The following is an 18296-nucleotide window of genomic DNA, read 5'->3' on the forward strand; positions in this document are numbered from 1 at the left end:
TAGTAGGCGACTGTCCCCTCTTAAAACAATAAAATCAGACCGCCAAACATCATGACATCCCCTTCTCGCCTTCGCCAAGCCTTTGGCGTAGCGAAACTCCGCCATGGTCTGTTATGGGAGATCGGTCTGCCCTGGCTGATCGTGATCACCCTGGTATGTGGTTTGGCGGTCATGCTGGTGGTGTCGGTCCAGGAAGCCATCGTCGCCGACTCCAAGCGCGAACGCTTTCGCGTCACCTTGCTTGAGCTGCGCGAAAAAATCGAAACCGACCTGGCCCTGGGGTTTGAGCTGGGCGACGACCGCGGCGCCCAGGAGCGGCTGGAGCAGATGCTGGCCCAGGATGGCCTGCTCCAGGCAGTCGAAATCTTCGATCAGCGCGGCATGTCGCTGTTCAACACCGACCGCGGCTCCATCCTCGAACGTGTCCCCGGCCGCTGGCTGGCCCAGATCGAACCGGGCCAAGAATGGAGCGTCAGCGACTCGGGCGAAACCGTGATCGGCGAGCCGATCCGCAATGCCTTTGGCGAAACCATCGGCTATCTGGCCGCCACCTACCTTACCCATCACCCCGCCGACGAAGAACTCAACCGCGATGCCAGACTGCGCGGTTTTGCCCTGGCCGGGCTATGCATCGCAGCGGCGATCCTGGGCTTTTATCTGCGTATCCGCCGCCCGGTCCAGGAAATGCTGGCCGAGGTGACCCAACTGGAAAATCCGGACGAACACACCGGCACCGCCCTGTCCAGCGCCGCCTGCGAACTCAAGTCGGTGCTGCAAAGGCTCGATCAGGCGCAGACCCGGCTCCATCAATGGGAGCGCGCCGGCCTATGACGCGCCGCCTCGAATGCTGGTTTGTGCTGTTCACCACCTTGCTGCTCGGCACGGTGCTGACGCTGCTGGGCAGCATCGCCTTCAGCCGTATCGAGACGGTACGCGCGGCCGAAGTCAATACCAAGGCCCGGCTGGTCGCCAACGGCATCGCCGCCACCATTTCCCATGCCGTCACGGTCGGTGTGCCGCTCGATCGGCTGATCGGGCTCGAAGAGCTGGTCGCAGCCCGACTTCAGGCCAATCCCGAACTGGTGGCGATCGAAGTCAGCGATACCCAGGGCCGTATCATTCTGCGCCCGCGCCAGCCGCTACCCGAGCAGATCGCCAATGCCAGTGCCCGGGTCAACGGTCTGGAAATCGCCCAGGTGCGGGTCGGCCTGCGTCCGCCCAATCCGCTCAGAATCGCCCTGCCGCTTCTGACCGCCTGCGCCGCCCTGCTGCTGCTTGGAGTCGTGGCGGCCAACGAAGCCTTCCGTTTCCTGTTCCGCCGCGGTCCGCTGTCGCGTGCCGATGCCGTCCGGCTGATGGTGGCGGCCGTCAACGCCAAGTCACTTGACCAGGTCTATCGCGGCAGTGGTCAAGGGGTGGCCGACCCGCGGCTCGACTGGCTGGCTTCGCGTATCCGCGCCGCCAATGAGCGCTTTGTCCGGGTCGAGCGGCTGATTGCCTCGCTACGCGACACCGAACCCGATGCCGACCGCCGGGCCGAGCTGACCCAGTTACAGAAGGAAACCCGCGGCGACGCCCGCTTCGCCGCCGCCAAGCCGATTGCCCATCGACTCGACAGTCTGGCCTCGGATAGCCGCTGGCTGGTGTTTCTGGCCGCCACCGCCGTGGGCGGCCTGCGGGGCGGCGGTCCGGTGGGCGGTGCCGCCTTTGCCGAACTGCTGGCACTATTGACCGGCTCGCTGGCTGGCGCTGCGGTACTGACCGGCCCTTTGCGCCAGGCCACGGCGTCCCATCTGGCCGGCTGGGGAGCACTGCTGCTGACGGCTGCCCTGGTGCTCAACAGCTTTGTGCCGCACAGTGCCTGGGTCGAGTTGACGCTCCGTCTGTTTGCCGGCGCCGGTCTGGCCGTGCTGGCCGTGGGTGCCGCACGCGCCGCTGCGCATGGCCGCGATGCCAATCTGCCGGCCTGCATGGCCGGCATGGTGGCTGGTCTGGAAGTCGTCGGTCCGCTCTTGGGTCTGGTGCTCGAGCCGCTGCTGCATGAACGCAGCGGTCTGGTGCTGGGCGCAATTGCCCTGGTCGCCATGTTCACCGCCCTCTCGGTACGTGCCCAGCATCCGGCTTGGCGGATGCCACCGCCCCAATATCCGCCGCGCACTCCGCTGCGCTTATGGGCGGCCATCCTGTCGGGCAGCGTCTGGGGCGGTGCCACCGCAGTCTGTCTGCTGCTGCAGCGCCAACCCAATTATCTGCAGGACTGGCTGGTGCTGATGTGGCTATTCCTCGGCCCCGCCGCCGGCTGCGCCCTGACGCTCGGTTTTGGTTGGCGCCGCTGGCACTGGCTGGCCTTGCCGCTGCTATTGGCGGCCGGCGTCGGCCTGGCGCTGGGCTTCAGTTGGAGTCTGCCGCTCGCGGCCCTCGCCGCCGGCCTCTCGCTTGCCGCCGGATGGAGCCAACGCAGCCAGCACTGGGTCGAAGCGCGCTACGCCGGCATCGATACCATTGTCGCCATCGCCGTGCTCGGCACCGCCTTTGCGCTGGCCCGCTTCGGGACCCCGGTCTTTCTCGGCGCCTTGGCCTGGACAGCCCTGGCACTGGCACTGGCCCTGACCACCACCTACTCCACCGAGGGTGAGCCCTGATGCTGCGCACCCGCCTGCCTCTGCTGGTATCGGCCGCCATGTCGTTGCTGTGGATCGGCCTGGCGCTGATGCTATGGCAGCACGACCAACGCTTCGAGACGCGCTACGCCAAGTCGCTGATGCTGGCGCAGGACATCGCCTGGAAGAAGATCCAGTCGCGCAAGCTACAGATCCTGCAAGAGCATGCACTCGCCCTGCTGGCCGACCGCGAGCTGGCCGATGCGCTGACCCGGCAGGACCAGCGCAGCGCCAACGATCGCTTCGAGCACTACGCCAGCGAACATCCCGAGCTGCGGATCGACGCCTATACCCCGAACCATTCGCTGCTGTTCACCTCGAGCGCCGAGCTGGAACAGCGCGCCCTGCTCGACGCCGGCGGCCTCAACAAGCTGCTGCTGGGCCAGCCGCTATCGGGCGTGGGGCAGATCGATGCGATGCGCTACCAGATCCTGATCGCCCAGCCACTGCATAGCACCAGCTCCACCGTGGGGGTGCTGGCGCTCAGTTTCCCGATCGACGCGGCGCTCGACGAACTCAAGCAGCATCTGGGTGCCGATGCCTATCTGCTCAATCTGCGCGGCCGCATGACCCATGGCACGGACCACTGGCTCTGGCGCAATGTCAGCGCCCATCCGAGCCTACGTACCGCCGGCGTGCAACGGGTGGTGCGCGAAGGCCAGGTCTATCTGGCGGTCAGCCTGCCGGTGCGCAACCCCGACGGCCGGGTGATCGGGGCGCTGGTCACCTTGCGCGACTACAGCCAGGCGGCGGCCGATGACCGCTTCTTCACCCTGGCCTGGGCCGGTGGCGGCGCGCTGATGGCGGTGCTGATCACCCTGGGCCTGTTCCTTTACGTGCGCCGCTCGCTCCAGCCGCTGACCCGGGTGGCCGCAGTGATCAATGCCCTGGCCCACGGCGATACCGAGGCCCGGCTGGCCGAAAGCGATGAGGAATTGCCCGACGAAGCCGGCGAGATCGCCCGCGGGGTTGCAGTACTGCGCGAAGAGCTGCTCAAACTGGAGATGCTGCGCGACGAACGGGTACGGCAGCGGCAACGGCAGGAAAAGCTGATCCGCGAGCAATTGTTCGCCCTGGCGGTCAACCTCGACAGCCAGGTACGCGCCGATATCCTGAGCGACCTCGACGCCGCCCTCGATAGCGCCCGGGCCGGCCAGGAAGGCAATCAGCTGTCGGCGCTGGCCGATATCCTGGGCCGCCTGTCGGCGCTCGTGACCAACCAGCAGCGCCAACTGCTGCAACTGGTCGATGAGCTGCGGCTGGCAATGGAAACCAAGGCCCGGCTGGCCAGCCTGCAGCAGGAACTCGAAATCGCCCGCCAGATGCAGCAGTCGATCCTGCCGCGTGCGCTGCCGCCACGCGCCGAGATTTCGATTGCCGCCACCATGATTCCGGCCAAGGAAGTCGGCGGCGACTTCTATGATTACTTCTTACTCGACGAACATCATCTGGGCGTCGTGGTCGCCGATGTGTCGGGCAAGGGCGTGCCGGCGGCACTGTTCATGGCGATTTCGCGCAGTCTGCTCAAGGCCTACGCCCGCTTCTTCCGCTCGCCGGCGGCCTGCCTTGGCAAGCTGAACCAGCTTCTGGCCTCGGAAAACGAGCAGATGATGTTCGTGACGGTGTTCTACGGGGTGCTTGACCTGGTGTCGGGGGAATTCGTCTTCCTCAACGCCGGCCATAATCCGCCGCTGCTGCAACGGGCCGACGGCACGCTCGAATGGCTGCCCAAGACTGAAGGGATGGCGCTGGCGGTGGTCGAGGATTTCGCCTTTGGCGACGCCTGTATCCGGCTCACCCCGGGCGATACGCTGGTGATGTTCACCGATGGCGTCACCGAAGCGGTGGACGAGCACGACAGACTGTTTGGCGAAGCACGGCTGATGCAGGCCATGGCGCAGATCGGTCCGACCGAGGCGGTCGATACGATTCCGGAACGGCTGGTCGAGGCAGTGCGCGACTTTGCTGCCGGCACCCCGCAGTCGGACGATATCACCTGCGTGGTGATGCGCTACGGCGAGCAGGTGGCAAAGCCGAGTTCGGCCGAGCCGCAGGAGGCGTAACGGTCGGCCACGCCGATCCAGCCGGCGCTCAGCAGCGCGCGTTGGGCATCGAGATCGTCGCTGCCCAGCCAATGCTCGACCGGCCCGGCCCCATCGCTGCGGCCGCGCAGATCGAGATGGAGCACCTGGCGCCGCAGCAGATGACTGCCGCAGCGCAGCTCGCCGGCCCAGCGGATACGCATGGCCTGTTTCAGCATATTGTGGCGGCTCGGATGATTGTGCAGCGACACCATGGCAAGGCAGTGACGGCGACCATAGGCCAGTGCCAGGGCAAAGCGGGCCTTGAGCAGGGTGCCTTGCAGGCCGTGGCCCCGGTAGGCCGGCCGTACCATGCAACTGGCGATATGGGCGACCGTACCCAGCCGTTCCGGCGCAAAACCGAGATGGCTGCCCAGATTGTCGGGGTGATCCATGGCCGGAAAGCCGACTGCGGCATACGCCACCAGTATTTGGCCTTCGAACAGCCCCACCGTGACGCCGCCGGCGCCGCAGTGTTGCAGCAGAAAGCCGGTTTCATCGTCCTCGACCACATAGGCGTCCGGATGGGTAAGACAGGCCAGTGCTTCGCGCCGCAATGCCACGATGGCCTCGAGATCGTCGGGGCTGAGCAGGCGGACCGCGAAACCGCCCAGACTGGCCGGCAGCGCCAGCTCTGGCCGGATCGGGGAAGGAAGTATAGACATGCCGGACTCCAAGAACAGTCGAGCCGCATTCCAGCGGCGGCCCACTTCGCAGTGTAAACGAGAATGCCCGCGCCCCAAGCCGCCACCCTTCGTCTGCTGTTTCTGCCGCTGCTGGCGTTTCTCGGCGTCTTTCTCGGCCTGACCCTGCTGCTGATCGGCTGGCGCGTCGAACAGGTCGCGCTCGAATTGGCCCATACCCGCTCGGGCCAGCAGGCGGTGGCGCTGCGCGAACAGATCGAAGCAGGTTTCCGACTGGGCCTGCAACCGGCCGATATGACCCGGCTCGCTTATGCCCTGCATCAATTGCGTCGTGACGATCCGGGACTGGCGGCGGCACTGCTGACCGATCCGCAAGGCCGGCCTTTCGTCAGCCTCGACGGCGACACCGCCCAGGCGCTGCTACAGCAACACACGGGCTGGCGTCCTCAGTTGCTGCGTCAGCGAGGTGTATTGCAGCGCCAACACGACGGCTACGGCATCACCGCCCTGCGGGCGCTCGATGCCAGCGGTCAGACGGCAGTGCTGATCTGGCTGGTACGCGATGATGCCGATGTACGGCAGCGCTGCCGTGATTTTCTGCTCGGTCTGCTGCCCTGGGGCGCGGCGCTCCTGGTCCTTCTCACCGCTGCCGGCACCGCTGTGGCAGCGCGGCTGCTGCGACGCAGCCATCGTCCTCCGCTGGAGGCCATATGAGCCTCGCTCCGCGCCGCCGTGCCCGTCTGGTGCTGCTGTTTGCCGCGATCGCCCTGATCGCCGGTCTGGCCGGTCTGCTCAGTCTGGCCCGCGACGGCGCCCGCACCCTGGTGGCCGAGCAGATCGATCACAATGCCAGCGCCACGGCCCGCGCGCTGGCCGGCCAGATCGAGCAGGCCCAGCGCTATGGCATCCCACTCGATAAGCTGCCCGGCATCGAACCGGTGTTTGCCGCCCTGCTCGCCGAGCGGGCCGAACTGGCTTATCTGGTGCTGCGCAGCAGTGACGGTCGCCCGATGGTCCATAGCAGCCGGATCGAAGACATCCTGCCCGAGCAGGCCCAACCCCTCCCTGGTCATGCCGAAGCGACCGTGCGTCTGGCGGGCGGCGCGCAGATCAGCGCCGGTTATCGACTTGACTATATCGATCGCGAATTGGGCGCCATTGCGCTCGATCTGGCGCTGGCGCTGGTAATCGCCTTTGTGTTGGTGCGCGAGCTGACCCACGGTCTATGGGTGCGCAGTGCATTGCCCGGGTTGTTTGCGCTGGCGCTGGGACACGTCCGCCATATAGCCAGCGGCACTAGCCTGACGCAGATCCGGCTGATCATCTTCGCCATTGCGCTCAGCGAGGAATTGCTGCGGCCGTTCTTCGCGGTGTTTGCCGCTGATCTGGCGCCGGTGGCGGGTTTGTCGCCAGCGATGCAGGCCGGCTTGCCGGTAACGGCCTTTATGCTGACGCTGGCGCTGGCCCAGCCACTCGGGCCCTGGCTGGCGCAGCGGGCCGACCTGCGCCGCGCCCTGTGCCTGGCTGCCGTGGCAGGTGCCGCGCTGCTGGCCGTCACGGGCTGGCTGGCGCGCGACACCTTGACCCTGACCCTGTTGCGTGGCGCTGGCGGCGCCTGTTATGGCCTGACCCTGATCCTGGCCCAGACCGCCATCGTGCGTCTGACCGACAGCGGCAACCGTGCCCGTGGTCTGGCCGAGATCGCCGCGGCCATCGTTGCAGCCGGCATCGTCGGGCCGGCGTTCGGCGGGGTGCTGGCCGACCGCTTCGGCTACGGCTGGGCCTTTGTCGGCTGCGGCGCCGCCTATCTGCTCAGTGCCGTGCTGGCGCTGCGTCTGCCCCAGCTTGCGGCGGCCGCCAGCAGCAGCCGCAGCCAATATGGACTCGCCGGTTTTCTGGCCGTACTGCGCGAGCCGCGCGCCCGAGCCGTGATCCTCGGGGCCGCCATCCCGGCCCGGCTGTCTGCCGCCGCGCTGCTGTTGCTGCTCGCGCCACTCTATCTCCAGGCCCAGGGCTACCCCAACAGCATGGCCGGCCGGGTGCTGATGCTGTATTTCATTACCTTTATGCTGAGCGCCCCGCTGGTGGCGCGCTGGTCCGACCGCTATGGCCGGCGCCGGCCGTTTGTGATCGCCGGCGGTCTGTTGTCGGTCGCGGCCTGCGCCCCGATGCCCTGGCTCGACGGTCTGGGCGGCATTGCGCTCGCCTGTGCCCTGCTCGGCGTGGGCCAGGCGGTGCTGAGTGCGCCGCAGATGGCCCTGGTCGCCGATATCTTCGAGCGCCACCCCGACACCGATGCCGAACAGGCGCTGGCCGCCTTCCGGCTGACCGAACGACTTGGTAGCATCGCCGCCGCCATCGTGGCCGCGCGCGCCATCGACGCCTGGGGACCGGCCGGCGCCGTCGGCGCGCTCGGCGCCTTGCTGGGTGTGGCTACCGTCTATCTATGGCTTGGCTTACTGCCGTATTGCGAAAAAGGAACACCATGACCCGCTTGTTTGTCGCCTTCGCCCTGCTGCTCAGCCTGAGCGCCGGTGCCGCACCCTACCGGATCGCCATGGTGCTGCCGCGCGACGAGCAGCCGACCGAACAGGCCTTCCGCGACTATCTGCGCAAGAACGGGGTCGATACCGAGGTCAGCGTGCTGCGCTACTCGGGCAAGCGCGAGGATGCCCCGGCGCTGATCCAGCAACTGCGCCAGCTGCGGCCCGACCTGATCTATACCTGGGGCACCCCGACCACCCTGGCCGTGGCCGGTACCTACGACGATGCCGAGCCCGATCGCCATATCCGCGATATTCCCATCGTCTTTACCGAAGTCACCGATCCGCTCGGCACCCGACTGGTACCGAGCCTGGAGCAGCCGCGCCGCAATCTGACCGGCGTCAGCCATGTGGCACCGCTGACCGTGCAGCTCAATACCATTCGCGCCTATCGGCCATTCAAGCGGCTGGGTTATCTGACCAACCCGGCCGAACCCAACTCGCTGCTGGTGCGCGATGCGCTGCAACGACTGGCGCCTTCGCTGCAATTCGAGCTGGTCGAGGAAACCGTGCCATTGCGCGACGGCAGCCCCGACCCCAGCGCCCTGCCGCTGCTGGTGCGGCGGATCGCCGAGCAACGAGTCGATTTCCTCTATATCGGCCCGAGCACCTTTCTGGCCTTTACCCACCGCGACGCCGTCACCCAGGCGGCGCTCGATATTCGCTTGCCGACCTTCTGCGCCACCGAGAGCATCGTGCGTCAGGCCAAATGCCTGTTCGGCCTGTTCAGCAACGGCGCCAACGTCGGCCGCTTTGCCGCCTACAAGGCACGCGAGATCCTGCTTGAGCGCAAACCGGCCGGCAGCGTGCCGGCCCAGACCCTGCAACGCTTCTCGCTGATCATCAATATGCCGGTGGCACAACAGCTCGATCTCTATCCACCGCTCGGGCTGCTCAACGTCGCCGAGGTCGTCAATGCGGCACAGAGCAAGCCTTGAGGCTACCGCGGGTGTCCGCTTGGCGTGATTTGCCCCGGACACTGCGGTAAAGGCACATTTATTAAATTTTTCTGAAAAGCGACTGCAAGGTGCAGAGCGTGCTGGATATTGAATTTAAAAAATTCAGAAGACAGCCTGAACAGGCTCGGACAAGAGGTTCCCATCCGGGGAGAAGACAGCGCGAGAGCGCTGAGAGACCGGGCGGCAACGGCACAACCGTTACCGCCTCTGCCATCGGGATGCTTACTTGACCACGCGCAACCGCGGCCGGCCACCGGTGGGCGGCGGTTCGTCCTCGGGTGGAGGAGCGACTGGCTCGGCGGCCGGGGTCGGCAGCGTTTCCGGCTCATCGGTCGCCACGGCGCGCAGCGGCGACACCTTGGCTTCTTCGACCATCCCGTCACCCGGTTCCGGCTCCCAGGCCATCCCTTCACCGCTTTCGCGGGCAAACAGCGACACCACGGCGCCGACCGGCACGATGATATCGCGCGACACCCCGTTGAAACGGGCCGAGAAACGCACGTAGTCGTCGCCCAGATGGAGGTTGCGGGTAGCGTTGTAGCTGATGTTGAGCACGATCTCGCCGTTTTTCACGAACTCCATCGGCACCTGCATCTTGCCTTTGACCGCGACGACGAGATAGGGCGTAAAGCCCTGGTCGGAGCACCATTCATGGATGGCGCGCATCAGATAGGGTTTGATCGGAACCGTGCTCATAGTGGGAAAGACCGGGAAAGGGGAAAAACAGCACGGGCGCCCTGGAGCGCCCGGACGCGCTTACTTGCGCATGGCTTTTTCGTTCGGGGTCAGCGAATCGATAAAGGCCTGGCGGCTGAAGATGCGCTCGGCGTACTTGAGAATCGGTGCCATCGGCTTCGACACTTCGACGCCGTAGTATTCAAGACGCCACAGCAGCGGCGCGATGGCCACATCGAGCATCGAGAACTCTTCGCCCAGCATGAATTTCTGCTTGGCGAAGATGGCGGCGATCTGGCCCAGGTTGTCGCGGATTACCGTACGCGCCTTTTCCTGTTCCTTCTTGGTCGAGCTGCTGTCTTCGAGGGTGCGCACATGGACGAACAGCTCGCGCTCGAAGTTGAACAGCATCAGCCGGGCCCGGCCACGCATGATCGGATCGGCCGGCATCAGTTGCGGATGCGGGAAACGCTCGTCGATATACTCGTTGATGATATTGGACTCATACAGCACGAGGTCACGTTCGACCAGCACCGGGACCTCGTTGTACGGGTTCATCACCGACAGGTCTTCGGGCTTGTTGTGGACGTCGACATCGACGATCTGGAAGTCCATTCCCTTCTCGAACAGCACGATACGGCAGCGGTGGCTGAAAGGACAGGACGTTCCGGAATACAAGGTCATCATATCGGCGGTCTCCGGGAGCGGGACGGTCCGCTCCGAGTTAGAGGGTCTGCTGGGTAACGTAGCATTTTATCACCCCGCCCCGGCCGAAATCCATATTTTCGTGGTAAGTGACTGATACAAAAGAAAAAAGCGGGAAAACCCGCTTTCTTCGTTGGCAGCCACGCTATCAGTGGATATCGCGCCAGTACTCGCGCTTGAGGAAGTAGGCCATCGGCGCCAGCAGGAACAACAGGAACAGCAGCACGCCATAACCGATCCGCTCGCGGGTGGTCTGGGCCGGCTCGCCCATCCATACCAGGTAGTTGACCAGGTCAGCCACCTTGCGGTCGTAATCGAGCGTGACGGCCTTGCCGTCGTTGAGTCGGGTCAGTTCACCGGCCTTGGTCAGCACCAGTTGATGAGTGCTGACCACGTCCTTGCCGTCCTTGTGCTCGACGTGTTCCCAGCTGCGCACCACATCGGGTGCTGGCTGCTGTACGCGGCCCGGCACCACCTTGAGTTCGAGGTCGCCCTGGAGCTGCCACAGCACATGGGGCATGCCGACCTTGTCGAACACCGCGTTGTTCCAGCCGGTGGGCCGGCTGCTGTCGCGGTAGAAGCTGCGCAGATAGGTATAGAGCCAGTCGGGCCGGTTGGAACGGGCGATCAGCGACAGATCAGGCGGCGTGGCACCGAACCACACCTTGCCGTCGGCCGCGGTCATCGCCACCCGCATGGTCTCGCCCGGCTTATCGGCGGCGAACATCAGGTTGTCGCGGATCTGCTGCTCGGACAGGCCGAGATCCATCATCCGGTTGTAGCGCACGGCCACGGCGCCGTGGCAGGACAGGCAGTAGTTGGAGAACAGCTGCGCGCCACGCTGGATCGACTCGACATCGCGAACATCGATCGGCGCCTTGTCGAGCGCCACTTCGGCACCAGCGGCCAGTGCCTGGCCCGACCACAGGGTCGCGCCGGCGGCGATAAGACTGAGAAGGAATTTTTTCATTGTCATCTCGCTCGCTCAAACCACCTTGGCAAAGATAAACGAACCGACCAGCGCAGCCCCGACCATCATCAGGAACTGCATCTGACGGGCCGTGCTCGACTCGGTGACCCGCTCGGGCACCGGCTTGCCGATATCGTTGGCACTATAGAACGGCAGACTGATAAAGAAGCCGAAGTACACCACGCTGAAGATCTGCGACAGCACCGTGCGCACATCGGTCGGCGGCAGCGCACCGAGAATGCCCAGGCCGATAAAGCAGATGATGAACAGGGTCAGCATGATCTTGAACTTCGGACCACGGTAGCGTACCGACTTGACCGGGCTGCGATCGAGCCAGGGCAGGAAAGCGATGATCACCACCGCAGCGCCCATCGCCAGCACGCCCCACACCTGGGTGCCCCAGAACGAAGGCACGGCGCGCAGGATGGCGTAGAACGGCGTGAAGTACCAGACCGGCGCAATATGCGGCGGGGTCTTCAGCGGATCGGCCGGAATGTAGTTGTTGAATTCCAGGAAGTAGCCGCCGACTTCGGGCGCGAAGAACACCACCCCACTGAACAGCGCCAGGAAGATGGCAACGCCGAAGATATCCTTGATCGTGTAGTAGGGGTGGAAGGCGATACCGTCGAGCGGGATGCCGGTCTTCGGGTCCTTGAGCTTCTTGATATCGACGCCGTCAGGGTTGTTCGAGCCGACTTCGTGCAGCGCCACCAGGTGGGCCACCACCAGCGCCAGCAGCACCAGCGGGACGGCGATCACATGGAGGGCGAAGAAGCGGTTCAGGGTGGCGTCAGAAACGTTGAAGTCGCCACGGATGAACACGGCCAGATCAGGACCGATCACCGGCACGGCAGCGAACAGGTTCACGATCACCTGAGCACCCCAGAACGACATCTGGCCCCACGGCAGCAGATAGCCCAGGAAGGCTTCGGCCATCAGGCACAGGAAGATCAGCATGCCGAAGATCCACACCAGTTCGCGCGGTTTCTGGTAGGAGCCGTACACCAGACCACGGAACATATGCAGATAGACCACCACGAAGAACATCGAGGCGCCGGTCGAGTGCATGTAACGGATGATCCAGCCACCCGCCACATCGCGCATGATGTATTCGACCGAGGCAAAGGCCACCGACACATTGGTGCCGGGGATCAGATTGCCGTCAGGTTTGTAGTTCATCGTGAGGAAGATGCCCGTCACGATCTGCAACACCAGCACCAGAAGCGCCAGCGAGCCGAAGTAGTACCAGAAGTTGAAATTCTTCGGCGCATAGTACTCGGACATATGCGCCTTATAGGAACTGGTCAGCGGAAAGCGGTCGTCGATCCAGCTGAGCACCTGCTGTGCCTGCTTGCTCATATTCATGGGCCGTTCCCTTTTACTGGTCTTCGCCGACCAGCAGCAGTTGGTCGTTGAGATATTTATGCGGCGGGATCACCAGGTTCGTCGGCGCAGGCACGCCCGAGTAGACTCGGCCAGCCAGATCGAATTTGGAACCGTGGCAGGGACAGTAGAAACCACCGACCCAATCGGCGCCAAGATCAGCCGGCGCGAGTTCGGGGCGGAAGGTGGGGGAACAACCGAGGTGGGTGCAGACACCCAGTGCGACCCAGATTTCCGGTTTACGGGCACGGGTAGCGTTTTTGCAGTATTCGGGCTGCTCGCTACCTTCGGATTTCGGATCGGTGAGCTTGCCCTCGATTTTGGACAGATTGCTCAGCATTTCGGGAGTGCGGTTTACTACCCAAACCGGCTTGCCGCGCCATTCGGCATTGATTTTCTGGCCCGGCTCGAGTTTGCTGATATCGACCTCGACCGGCGCACCGGCAGCTTTGGCGCGTTCAGACGGGAAAAAGCTTGCGACGAACGGCATCGCAACCCCCGCCACCGCAACGCCTCCGACGGCGCCGGTCGCAAGCGTCAGAAACCGCCGCTTGCTGTTGTCCACTTGATTCGTCATAACCCAATCCCTGACTTTGTAGGAAGCTAACCCTGGAAAATCACGCGATTCTATCCGAATCGCCGAGATAACTTAAGCACTCTTCCCGCCAGGGTTATCTGTTTGTCGAACCTGTGCCACAACCTGCTCAGACTGGATTATCGAGTTCGAAATAGCGCCATTCGAGCCCGAACTCTGTCGCCAGATGGGCAGTCAGTGCCTGGACACCATAGCGTTCGCTGGCATGATGGCCGGCGGCGATAAAGCCGACGCCGGATTCCAGCGCCGTATGATAGTTGTGTTCAGATGCCTCGCCGGTCAGATAAACATCGCAACCGGCCTCGATGGCCGCCGAGAAATAGCCCTGGGCACCGCCGCTGCACCAGCCCACCCGCTTGAGCGGTTTGGCTGGATCGCCGATCAGCAGCGGGCGCCGACCCAGTGCCAGCTCGACCCGAGCAGCGAAATTGCCCAGCGTCAGCACTTCGCGCGGGCGGCCAAACCAGCCCAGCTCCTGCTCGCCGAAACGGCCCTCGGCTTCCAGGCCCAGTTTTTGCCCGAGACAGGCATTGTTACCCAGCTCCGGATGGGCATCGAGCGGCAGATGATAGGCCAGCAGACTGACATCGGCACGCAGCAGCGCCGCCAGACGACGCTTCTTGCTGCCAATGATCCGGCTGTCCTCGCTCTTCCAGAAATAGCCGTGGTGCACCACAATGGCGTCTGCCTGCCAAGCCAGCGCCGCTTCGATCAGCGCCAGGCTCGCCGTCACCCCGCAGGCCAGCCGCCCTACCATGGGCCGCCCCTCGACCTGCACGCCGTTTGGGCTGTAATCGCGGAAGCGATCGGGTTGCAGAAGTTGTCCGCTATACTTTTCCAGCTGTTCGAGAGAAATCGCCATACTTGCCACAGACGGTCGTCCGATGAAGAAACTCTGGCTGATTTTCGCACAAACCACCACCATCGGCCTGGCCGTCTGGTTCCTGCTCACCTTGTTGCGGCCCGGCATGCTGCCCAAGCCTGCCGAAGTGGTGACACTGCGCGAGACCATTCCCGAGGCAGTCGCCGCCACGGGCGGCAGCGGCAGTTACCGCGACGCGGTGCGTCATGCCATGCCGGCGGTGGTCAATATCTATACCAGCAAGGCGGTACGCACCCGCCGCCATCCCCTGCTCGACGACCCCCTGTTCCGCCGCTTTTTCGGCGACCGCTTCGACGGTCCCGACAATCAGCGCACTTCGAGCCTCGGTTCTGGCGTGATCGTCAGCGAGCGCGGCTATATCGTCACCAATAACCATGTGGTCGAGTCGGCCGATGAAATCCAGGTCGCCCTGGCCGATGGTCGGACCGCCGAAGCCAAGGTCGTCGGCACTGACCCCGAATCCGACCTGGCCGTCATCAAGATCGAACTGGGCAATCTGCCGGCCATTACCTTTGGACAAGTCGAAAAGCTGAATGTTGGCGATGTCGTGCTCGCCATCGGCAATCCTTTTGGCGTCGGTCAGACCGTCACCATGGGCATCGTGTCGGCGCTTGGCCGCACCGGCTTTGGCATCAATACCTTCGAGAGCTTCATCCAGACCGATGCCGCCATCAATCCTGGCAATTCGGGCGGTGCATTGGTCGATGCCCAGGGCAATCTGGTCGGTATCAACAGCGCCATCTATTCGCGCACCGGCGGCTCGATGGGCATTGGCTTCGCCATTCCGGCCAGCATCGTCAAACAGGTGATGGAACAGATCATCCGCGAAGGCTCGGTCACGCGCGGCTGGGTCGGTATCGAAGCACAGGATCTGACCCCTGAACTGGCCGCCAGCTTCAAGCTCGACCACCCCGAAGGGGCCTTGATCGGCGGCGTGGTGCGCGGCGGCCCGGCCGACAAGGCCGGGATCAAGCCCGGCGACGTCCTGATTTCGATCGACGGCAAACCGATTCCCGATTCGGCCGCCATGCTCAATGTCATCGCCGGCCTCACGCCAGGCCAGCTTACCGAGACCCGGGTGCTGCGCAACGGCAAGCAGCAGAGCTTCAAGGTCAAGATCGGCAAGCGTCCACGCTTTGAGACCCGGATACTCGAAGAAGAGGAATAGCAGTGGGCGTCCACCGAGGCCAGCTGGTCAGGCGCTGTGAAAGCGTGGGTCAACGGCGCATCGGTATATGGCCGTTTGCCTCGGATTGACTGGTCACACGGGTGGCTCGACCTGGCGCTTGCTGTCCGGACGGGCCGGCGCTGCGTTTCTCAGCAACAGAGCATTGCCGGACGATTCGGCGTCAGCGTGTCCGGATCGAAAGAGGCAAAGCCATTAGAACGACGCCGATTGGGGCAGAAAAGGCGCTAACGCAGCCCGCACTTGCACTGGCTTTTTTGGCCAGCCCTGGCGCAAAGCAGCAATAGAAAAATTCAGGAAAACTCTTTGCAAGACACAGCGCGGCATTTATTAACAAATAAATACTTCACCGTCCAAAGCGTGCCCGCAGTGCCGCGACGACCGCCCGGTCGGCCCGCGCGCTGATCACGCCAAGCGGCGTATGGCCGTCGCGTATACCGAGCCACAGTCCCCACAGCAGCAAGCCCAGCGTCAGCACGATATTGGGCCAGGCATTGAGCGGCCATTGGCCGGACCAGGACAGCCGCAGCGCAGAACTCACCGGTTCGAGATAGAAAATTGGCCAGATCTCAGCAGGATCGGCGCCACGCGAACCGAGCAGGTCGCCCAGAAAGTGGAGGTGGATGGTCAACAGGGCAAGCCAGAAGACCCGGCGCGGCGACACGGCGTAACGGCACAGGATGCCGGCAATCGCCAGCGCGCCGAACAGGCCATGCAGCAGGTAGCGATGGTACATGGCGTAGAACTGGGTTTCCTGGCCGGCGGCCTGAAAGAGGATATCGAGCAGGGCACCCGCGCCATCGAGATCGGGCAGCACGCCGGCCCAGGTCACCAGGGCCAGATCGCGGCCGCGCAGGCCGACAGCGTTGCCTGCGCTCCATCCGATCAGTAGATGGGTGATCGGGCTCATGCGCGTTCGGTGTCGGCGGGCTTGGGCACCATCAACCAGGCCGCCAGCACCACACCCACTTCGTACAGCAGCCATAAGGGCACAGCCAGCATCACCTGGGACAGCACATCGGGCGGTGTGACGATGGCCGCGATCACAAAGGCGCCGACGATCACATAGGAGCGGATTTCCCTGAGCTTCTCGACCGAGACCAGGCCCATTCTGACCAGCACCATCACCACCACCGGGGTCTCGAAGGTGACGCCGAAGGCCAGGAACATGCCCAGCACGAAGCTCAGGTATTTATCGATATCGGTCATCATTGCCACCCCCTCGGGCGTGGCCTTGGCCATAAAGCCGAAGACCACTGGAAATACCAGGAAGTAGGCAAATATCATTCCGACCACAAACAGCAGCACGCTTGAAATCAACAGCGGCATCACCAGCCGCTTTTCATGCTGATAGAGGCCGGGCGCCACAAAGGCCCAGCCCTGGTAGAGGCAGTAGGGAAGTGCGATCAGGAAGGCCACCATGCCCGTCACTTTGAGCGGGACGAAAAACGACGAGGTGACGTCGGTAGCGATCATATGGCTGCCGGCCGGCAGCGCGGCCAGCAGCGGGCTGGCAAGCAGGTGGTAAAGCTCACCGCGCCAGTTGAAGAGGATCAGGAACACCACCAGGATGGCGAGCGCAGCACGCACCAGCCGGTTGCGCAATTCGATCAGGTGTTCGATCAGCGGTTGCAGGTCTTGTTGCATGGCTCAGCGGCGATCGCGCGGGGGTGGCGCGGCAGGCGGTGGCGTCTCGAATGCCGCCAGCGCCTGGTCGATGGTCTGCTTACTGGCTTCCTCGGCCTGGCTCAGGCTGTCGGCGACAGGTTCGATCCCGGCGCGTGCCTCGCTGATCAGGGTGCGGCCGGCGTCCTGCAACTCGGCTTCGAGCCGGCGCAGATTATCGAGCTCGATCTCGCGCTGGATATCGGCCTTGACCCCGGCGGCGTAGCGCTGGACACGCGAGATCATCGCTCCGAGGGTACGGGCGACCTTGGGCAGTTTTTCCGGTCCGATAAAGATCAGCGCCACTGCGCCGACCACCAGCATCTCGCCGAAACTGATTTCAAACACGGGCCGGTTCCCGTGTTATTCAGCGCTTGTCGCGGCTGGCTTCGTTGTCGAAGACGCGACCGCCGCCGTTGACTTCCTTCTCGGCGATCTTGGGCGGCTGTTCGCCTTCCTTCATGCCGTCTTTGAAACCGCGCACGGCCGAACCGAGATCCTTGCCGATATTGCCGAGCTTCTTGGTACCGAAGACCAGCACGATGATCAGCAAAACCACCAGCCAGTGCCAAATGCTAAACGAACCCATGGAAACTCCTTGAAAGAACCGCGCAGACCGGCCTTAGTGGGTCTGCGGCACCAGGCCGTCATTGCGGCTATGGCCGCCGATAACGTGCAAGTGGAGATGGAAGACTGACTGACCGCCCTTGGGACCGGTATTGATCACGGTACGGAAGCCTTCGCCCAGACCCTGCTGGCGGGCCAGCTCGGGCGCCAGGGTCAGCAGGCGGCCCAGCAGCGGCTGGTCGGCCGATTCGACTTTGAGCAGCGATTCGATATGCCGCTTGGGCACCACCAGGAAATGCACATCGGCAACCGGATGGATATCGTGGAAAGCAATCACTTCGTCGTCTTCGTACACCTTGTTCGACGGAATCTCACCACGGCCGATCTTGCAGAAAAGGCAGTTGTCGCTCATTGTCCCGCTCCTCGCGAATTCTTTTCGTCTATGCCGGAAATGCCCTCGCGCCGCGCCAGTTCGGCCAGCACATCATCCGGTCCGAGTCCCTGGCTGGCCAGCAGCACCAGGGTATGAAACCACAGGTCGGCGACTTCGCGCACCAGATGGAGCCGGTCGCCATCCTTGGCGGCCATCACGGTCTCGACGGCTTCCTCCCCCACCTTCTTCAGAATGTCGTCCAGGCCACGATCAAGCAGTTTGGCGACATAGGACGAAGCCGGATCGGCGCCTTTGCGGGCTTCGATGGTCTCGGCCAGCCGGCGGAGGATATCGGTGGAGATCATGCGGGACTCCGGACGGAATAAAAGATTATAGGCGTCTGAGAA

General features: G+C 63.8%; 20 protein-coding genes. 7 read left to right on the forward strand and 13 right to left on the reverse strand.

Going from position 1 to position 18296, the window contains the following annotated elements; translation table 11 throughout:
- The first annotated feature begins 51 nt into the window (after positions 1–51).
- The 3 genes from ACFOW7_RS12000 to ACFOW7_RS12010 are packed head-to-tail and all read left to right on the forward strand — an operon-like array spanning position 52 to position 4723.
- Complete coding sequence (locus tag ACFOW7_RS12000) at positions 52–831, forward strand: hypothetical protein (RefSeq protein ID WP_378164505.1); 780 nt, start codon at positions 52–54, stop codon at positions 829–831.
- On the forward strand, positions 828–2642 hold the full coding sequence (locus ACFOW7_RS12005) for a hypothetical protein (RefSeq protein ID WP_378164507.1): 1815 nt from the start codon (positions 828–830) through the stop codon (positions 2640–2642). The genes ACFOW7_RS12000 and ACFOW7_RS12005 overlap by 4 nt, the downstream gene beginning before the upstream one ends.
- On the forward strand, positions 2642–4723 hold the full coding sequence (locus tag ACFOW7_RS12010; RefSeq protein WP_378164509.1) for a PP2C family protein-serine/threonine phosphatase: 2082 nt from the start codon (positions 2642–2644) through the stop codon (positions 4721–4723). Before ACFOW7_RS12005 ends, ACFOW7_RS12010 begins: the two co-directional genes overlap by 1 nt.
- Here ACFOW7_RS12010 and ACFOW7_RS12015 read toward each other — a convergent pair.
- A complete protein-coding gene (locus tag ACFOW7_RS12015; RefSeq protein ID WP_378164511.1) occupies positions 4672–5406 on the reverse strand; it encodes a GNAT family N-acetyltransferase in 735 nt (244 codons plus the stop codon). The genes ACFOW7_RS12010 and ACFOW7_RS12015 overlap by 52 nt on opposite strands.
- A gap of 63 nt (positions 5407–5469) precedes the next feature.
- Between ACFOW7_RS12015 and ACFOW7_RS12020 the strand changes: the two genes are divergently transcribed.
- From ACFOW7_RS12020 to ACFOW7_RS12030, 3 genes are read left to right on the forward strand one after another with little or no spacing between them, the layout of a single operon-like run.
- On the forward strand, positions 5470–6099 hold the full coding sequence (locus ACFOW7_RS12020) for a hypothetical protein (protein WP_378164513.1): 630 nt from the start codon (positions 5470–5472) through the stop codon (positions 6097–6099).
- Entirely contained in the window at positions 6096–7874 is a 1779-nt protein-coding gene (locus ACFOW7_RS12025) for an MFS transporter (protein ID WP_378164515.1), read from the forward strand. Before ACFOW7_RS12020 ends, ACFOW7_RS12025 begins: the two co-directional genes overlap by 4 nt.
- On the forward strand, positions 7871–8866 hold the full coding sequence (locus tag ACFOW7_RS12030; protein WP_378164516.1) for an ABC transporter substrate-binding protein: 996 nt from the start codon (positions 7871–7873) through the stop codon (positions 8864–8866). Before ACFOW7_RS12025 ends, ACFOW7_RS12030 begins: the two co-directional genes overlap by 4 nt.
- 243 nt (positions 8867–9109) lie before the next feature.
- On the opposite strand, the gene ACFOW7_RS12035 is transcribed toward ACFOW7_RS12030, so the two are convergent.
- From ACFOW7_RS12035 to ACFOW7_RS12060, 6 genes are all read right to left on the reverse strand, one after another.
- The gene (locus tag ACFOW7_RS12035) at positions 9110–9583 is read right to left on the reverse strand and encodes a ClpXP protease specificity-enhancing factor (RefSeq protein ID WP_378164518.1); all 474 of its coding nucleotides are present in this window, start codon (positions 9581–9583) and stop codon (positions 9110–9112) included.
- 60 nt (positions 9584–9643) lie between these two features.
- Positions 9644–10249, reverse strand: a complete 606-nt coding sequence (locus tag ACFOW7_RS12040; RefSeq protein ID WP_378164520.1) for a glutathione S-transferase N-terminal domain-containing protein — start codon at positions 10247–10249, stop codon at positions 9644–9646.
- 166 nt (positions 10250–10415) lie between these two features.
- The gene (locus ACFOW7_RS12045; protein ID WP_378164523.1) at positions 10416–11237 is read right to left on the reverse strand and encodes a cytochrome c1; all 822 of its coding nucleotides are present in this window, start codon (positions 11235–11237) and stop codon (positions 10416–10418) included.
- A gap of 15 nt (positions 11238–11252) precedes the next feature.
- Positions 11253–12596 carry a cytochrome b gene (locus ACFOW7_RS12050; RefSeq protein WP_378168023.1) on the reverse strand — a complete coding sequence of 448 codons (1344 nt, stop codon included), beginning with the start codon at positions 12594–12596 and terminating at the stop codon, positions 11253–11255.
- A gap of 19 nt (positions 12597–12615) precedes the next feature.
- On the reverse strand, positions 12616–13197 hold the full coding sequence (petA, locus tag ACFOW7_RS12055; RefSeq protein ID WP_378164525.1) for a ubiquinol-cytochrome c reductase iron-sulfur subunit: 582 nt from the start codon (positions 13195–13197) through the stop codon (positions 12616–12618).
- 127 nt (positions 13198–13324) lie between these two features.
- Positions 13325–14077, reverse strand: coding sequence for a Nif3-like dinuclear metal center hexameric protein (locus ACFOW7_RS12060; protein ID WP_378164527.1), 753 nt, complete (start codon positions 14075–14077; stop codon positions 13325–13327).
- 22 nt (positions 14078–14099) lie between these two features.
- On the opposite strand from ACFOW7_RS12060, the gene ACFOW7_RS12065 reads away from it, so the two are divergent.
- On the forward strand, positions 14100–15266 hold the full coding sequence (locus ACFOW7_RS12065) for a Do family serine endopeptidase (protein WP_378164529.1): 1167 nt from the start codon (positions 14100–14102) through the stop codon (positions 15264–15266).
- Between the two features lie 364 nt (positions 15267–15630).
- On the opposite strand, the gene ACFOW7_RS12070 is transcribed toward ACFOW7_RS12065, so the two are convergent.
- From ACFOW7_RS12070 to ACFOW7_RS12095, 6 genes are read right to left on the reverse strand one after another with little or no spacing between them, the layout of a single operon-like run.
- Positions 15631–16194, reverse strand: a complete 564-nt coding sequence (locus ACFOW7_RS12070; RefSeq protein ID WP_378164531.1) for a metal-dependent hydrolase — start codon at positions 16192–16194, stop codon at positions 15631–15633.
- Positions 16191–16931, reverse strand: coding sequence for a twin-arginine translocase subunit TatC (gene tatC / locus ACFOW7_RS12075; protein WP_378164533.1), 741 nt, complete (start codon positions 16929–16931; stop codon positions 16191–16193). The genes ACFOW7_RS12070 and tatC overlap by 4 nt, the downstream gene beginning before the upstream one ends.
- Before the next feature lie 3 nt (positions 16932–16934).
- A complete protein-coding gene (gene tatB / locus ACFOW7_RS12080; RefSeq protein WP_378164535.1) occupies positions 16935–17297 on the reverse strand; it encodes a Sec-independent protein translocase protein TatB in 363 nt (120 codons plus the stop codon).
- A 19-nt stretch (positions 17298–17316) separates the two neighbouring features.
- Positions 17317–17538: a Sec-independent protein translocase subunit TatA gene (gene tatA / locus ACFOW7_RS12085; RefSeq protein ID WP_378164537.1), complete on the reverse strand. Its 222-nt coding sequence runs from the start codon at positions 17536–17538 to the stop codon at positions 17317–17319.
- Positions 17539–17571: 33 nt separating this feature from the next.
- Positions 17572–17928, reverse strand: coding sequence for a histidine triad nucleotide-binding protein (locus ACFOW7_RS12090; protein WP_378164539.1), 357 nt, complete (start codon positions 17926–17928; stop codon positions 17572–17574).
- The gene (locus ACFOW7_RS12095) at positions 17925–18251 is read right to left on the reverse strand and encodes a phosphoribosyl-ATP diphosphatase (RefSeq protein WP_449252243.1); all 327 of its coding nucleotides are present in this window, start codon (positions 18249–18251) and stop codon (positions 17925–17927) included. The genes ACFOW7_RS12090 and ACFOW7_RS12095 overlap by 4 nt, the downstream gene beginning before the upstream one ends.
- Positions 18252–18296: the final 45 nt, after the last annotated feature.

The sequence above is a fragment of the Chitinimonas lacunae genome, from assembly GCF_042650885.1.
Lineage (GTDB): Bacteria > Pseudomonadota > Gammaproteobacteria > Burkholderiales > Chitinimonadaceae > Chitinimonas_A > Chitinimonas_A lacunae.

What these genes read in the sequence shown, in the direction of transcription:
- ACFOW7_RS12000 (WP_378164505.1), top strand. Translation starts at nt 52, where the DNA reads ATGACATCCCCTTCTCGCCTTCGCCAAGCCTTTGGCGTAGCGAAACTC.
- ACFOW7_RS12005 (WP_378164507.1), top strand. Translation starts at nt 828, where the DNA reads ATGACGCGCCGCCTCGAATGCTGGTTTGTGCTGTTCACCACCTTGCTG.
- ACFOW7_RS12010 (WP_378164509.1), top strand. Translation starts at nt 2,642, where the DNA reads ATGCTGCGCACCCGCCTGCCTCTGCTGGTATCGGCCGCCATGTCGTTG.
- ACFOW7_RS12015 (WP_378164511.1), bottom strand. Translation starts at nt 5,406, where the DNA reads ATGTCTATACTTCCTTCCCCGATCCGGCCAGAGCTGGCGCTGCCGGCC.
- ACFOW7_RS12020 (WP_378164513.1), top strand. Translation starts at nt 5,470, where the DNA reads ATGCCCGCGCCCCAAGCCGCCACCCTTCGTCTGCTGTTTCTGCCGCTG.
- ACFOW7_RS12025 (WP_378164515.1), top strand. Translation starts at nt 6,096, where the DNA reads ATGAGCCTCGCTCCGCGCCGCCGTGCCCGTCTGGTGCTGCTGTTTGCC.
- ACFOW7_RS12030 (WP_378164516.1), top strand. Translation starts at nt 7,871, where the DNA reads ATGACCCGCTTGTTTGTCGCCTTCGCCCTGCTGCTCAGCCTGAGCGCC.
- ACFOW7_RS12035 (WP_378164518.1), bottom strand. Translation starts at nt 9,583, where the DNA reads ATGAGCACGGTTCCGATCAAACCCTATCTGATGCGCGCCATCCATGAA.
- ACFOW7_RS12040 (WP_378164520.1), bottom strand. Translation starts at nt 10,249, where the DNA reads ATGATGACCTTGTATTCCGGAACGTCCTGTCCTTTCAGCCACCGCTGC.
- ACFOW7_RS12045 (WP_378164523.1), bottom strand. Translation starts at nt 11,237, where the DNA reads ATGAAAAAATTCCTTCTCAGTCTTATCGCCGCCGGCGCGACCCTGTGG.
- ACFOW7_RS12050 (WP_378168023.1), bottom strand. Translation starts at nt 12,596, where the DNA reads ATGAGCAAGCAGGCACAGCAGGTGCTCAGCTGGATCGACGACCGCTTT.
- petA (WP_378164525.1), bottom strand. Translation starts at nt 13,197, where the DNA reads ATGACGAATCAAGTGGACAACAGCAAGCGGCGGTTTCTGACGCTTGCG.
- ACFOW7_RS12060 (WP_378164527.1), bottom strand. Translation starts at nt 14,077, where the DNA reads ATGGCGATTTCTCTCGAACAGCTGGAAAAGTATAGCGGACAACTTCTG.
- ACFOW7_RS12065 (WP_378164529.1), top strand. Translation starts at nt 14,100, where the DNA reads ATGAAGAAACTCTGGCTGATTTTCGCACAAACCACCACCATCGGCCTG.
- ACFOW7_RS12070 (WP_378164531.1), bottom strand. Translation starts at nt 16,194, where the DNA reads ATGAGCCCGATCACCCATCTACTGATCGGATGGAGCGCAGGCAACGCT.
- tatC (WP_378164533.1), bottom strand. Translation starts at nt 16,931, where the DNA reads ATGCAACAAGACCTGCAACCGCTGATCGAACACCTGATCGAATTGCGC.
- tatA (WP_378164537.1), bottom strand. Translation starts at nt 17,538, where the DNA reads ATGGGTTCGTTTAGCATTTGGCACTGGCTGGTGGTTTTGCTGATCATC.
- ACFOW7_RS12090 (WP_378164539.1), bottom strand. Translation starts at nt 17,928, where the DNA reads ATGAGCGACAACTGCCTTTTCTGCAAGATCGGCCGTGGTGAGATTCCG.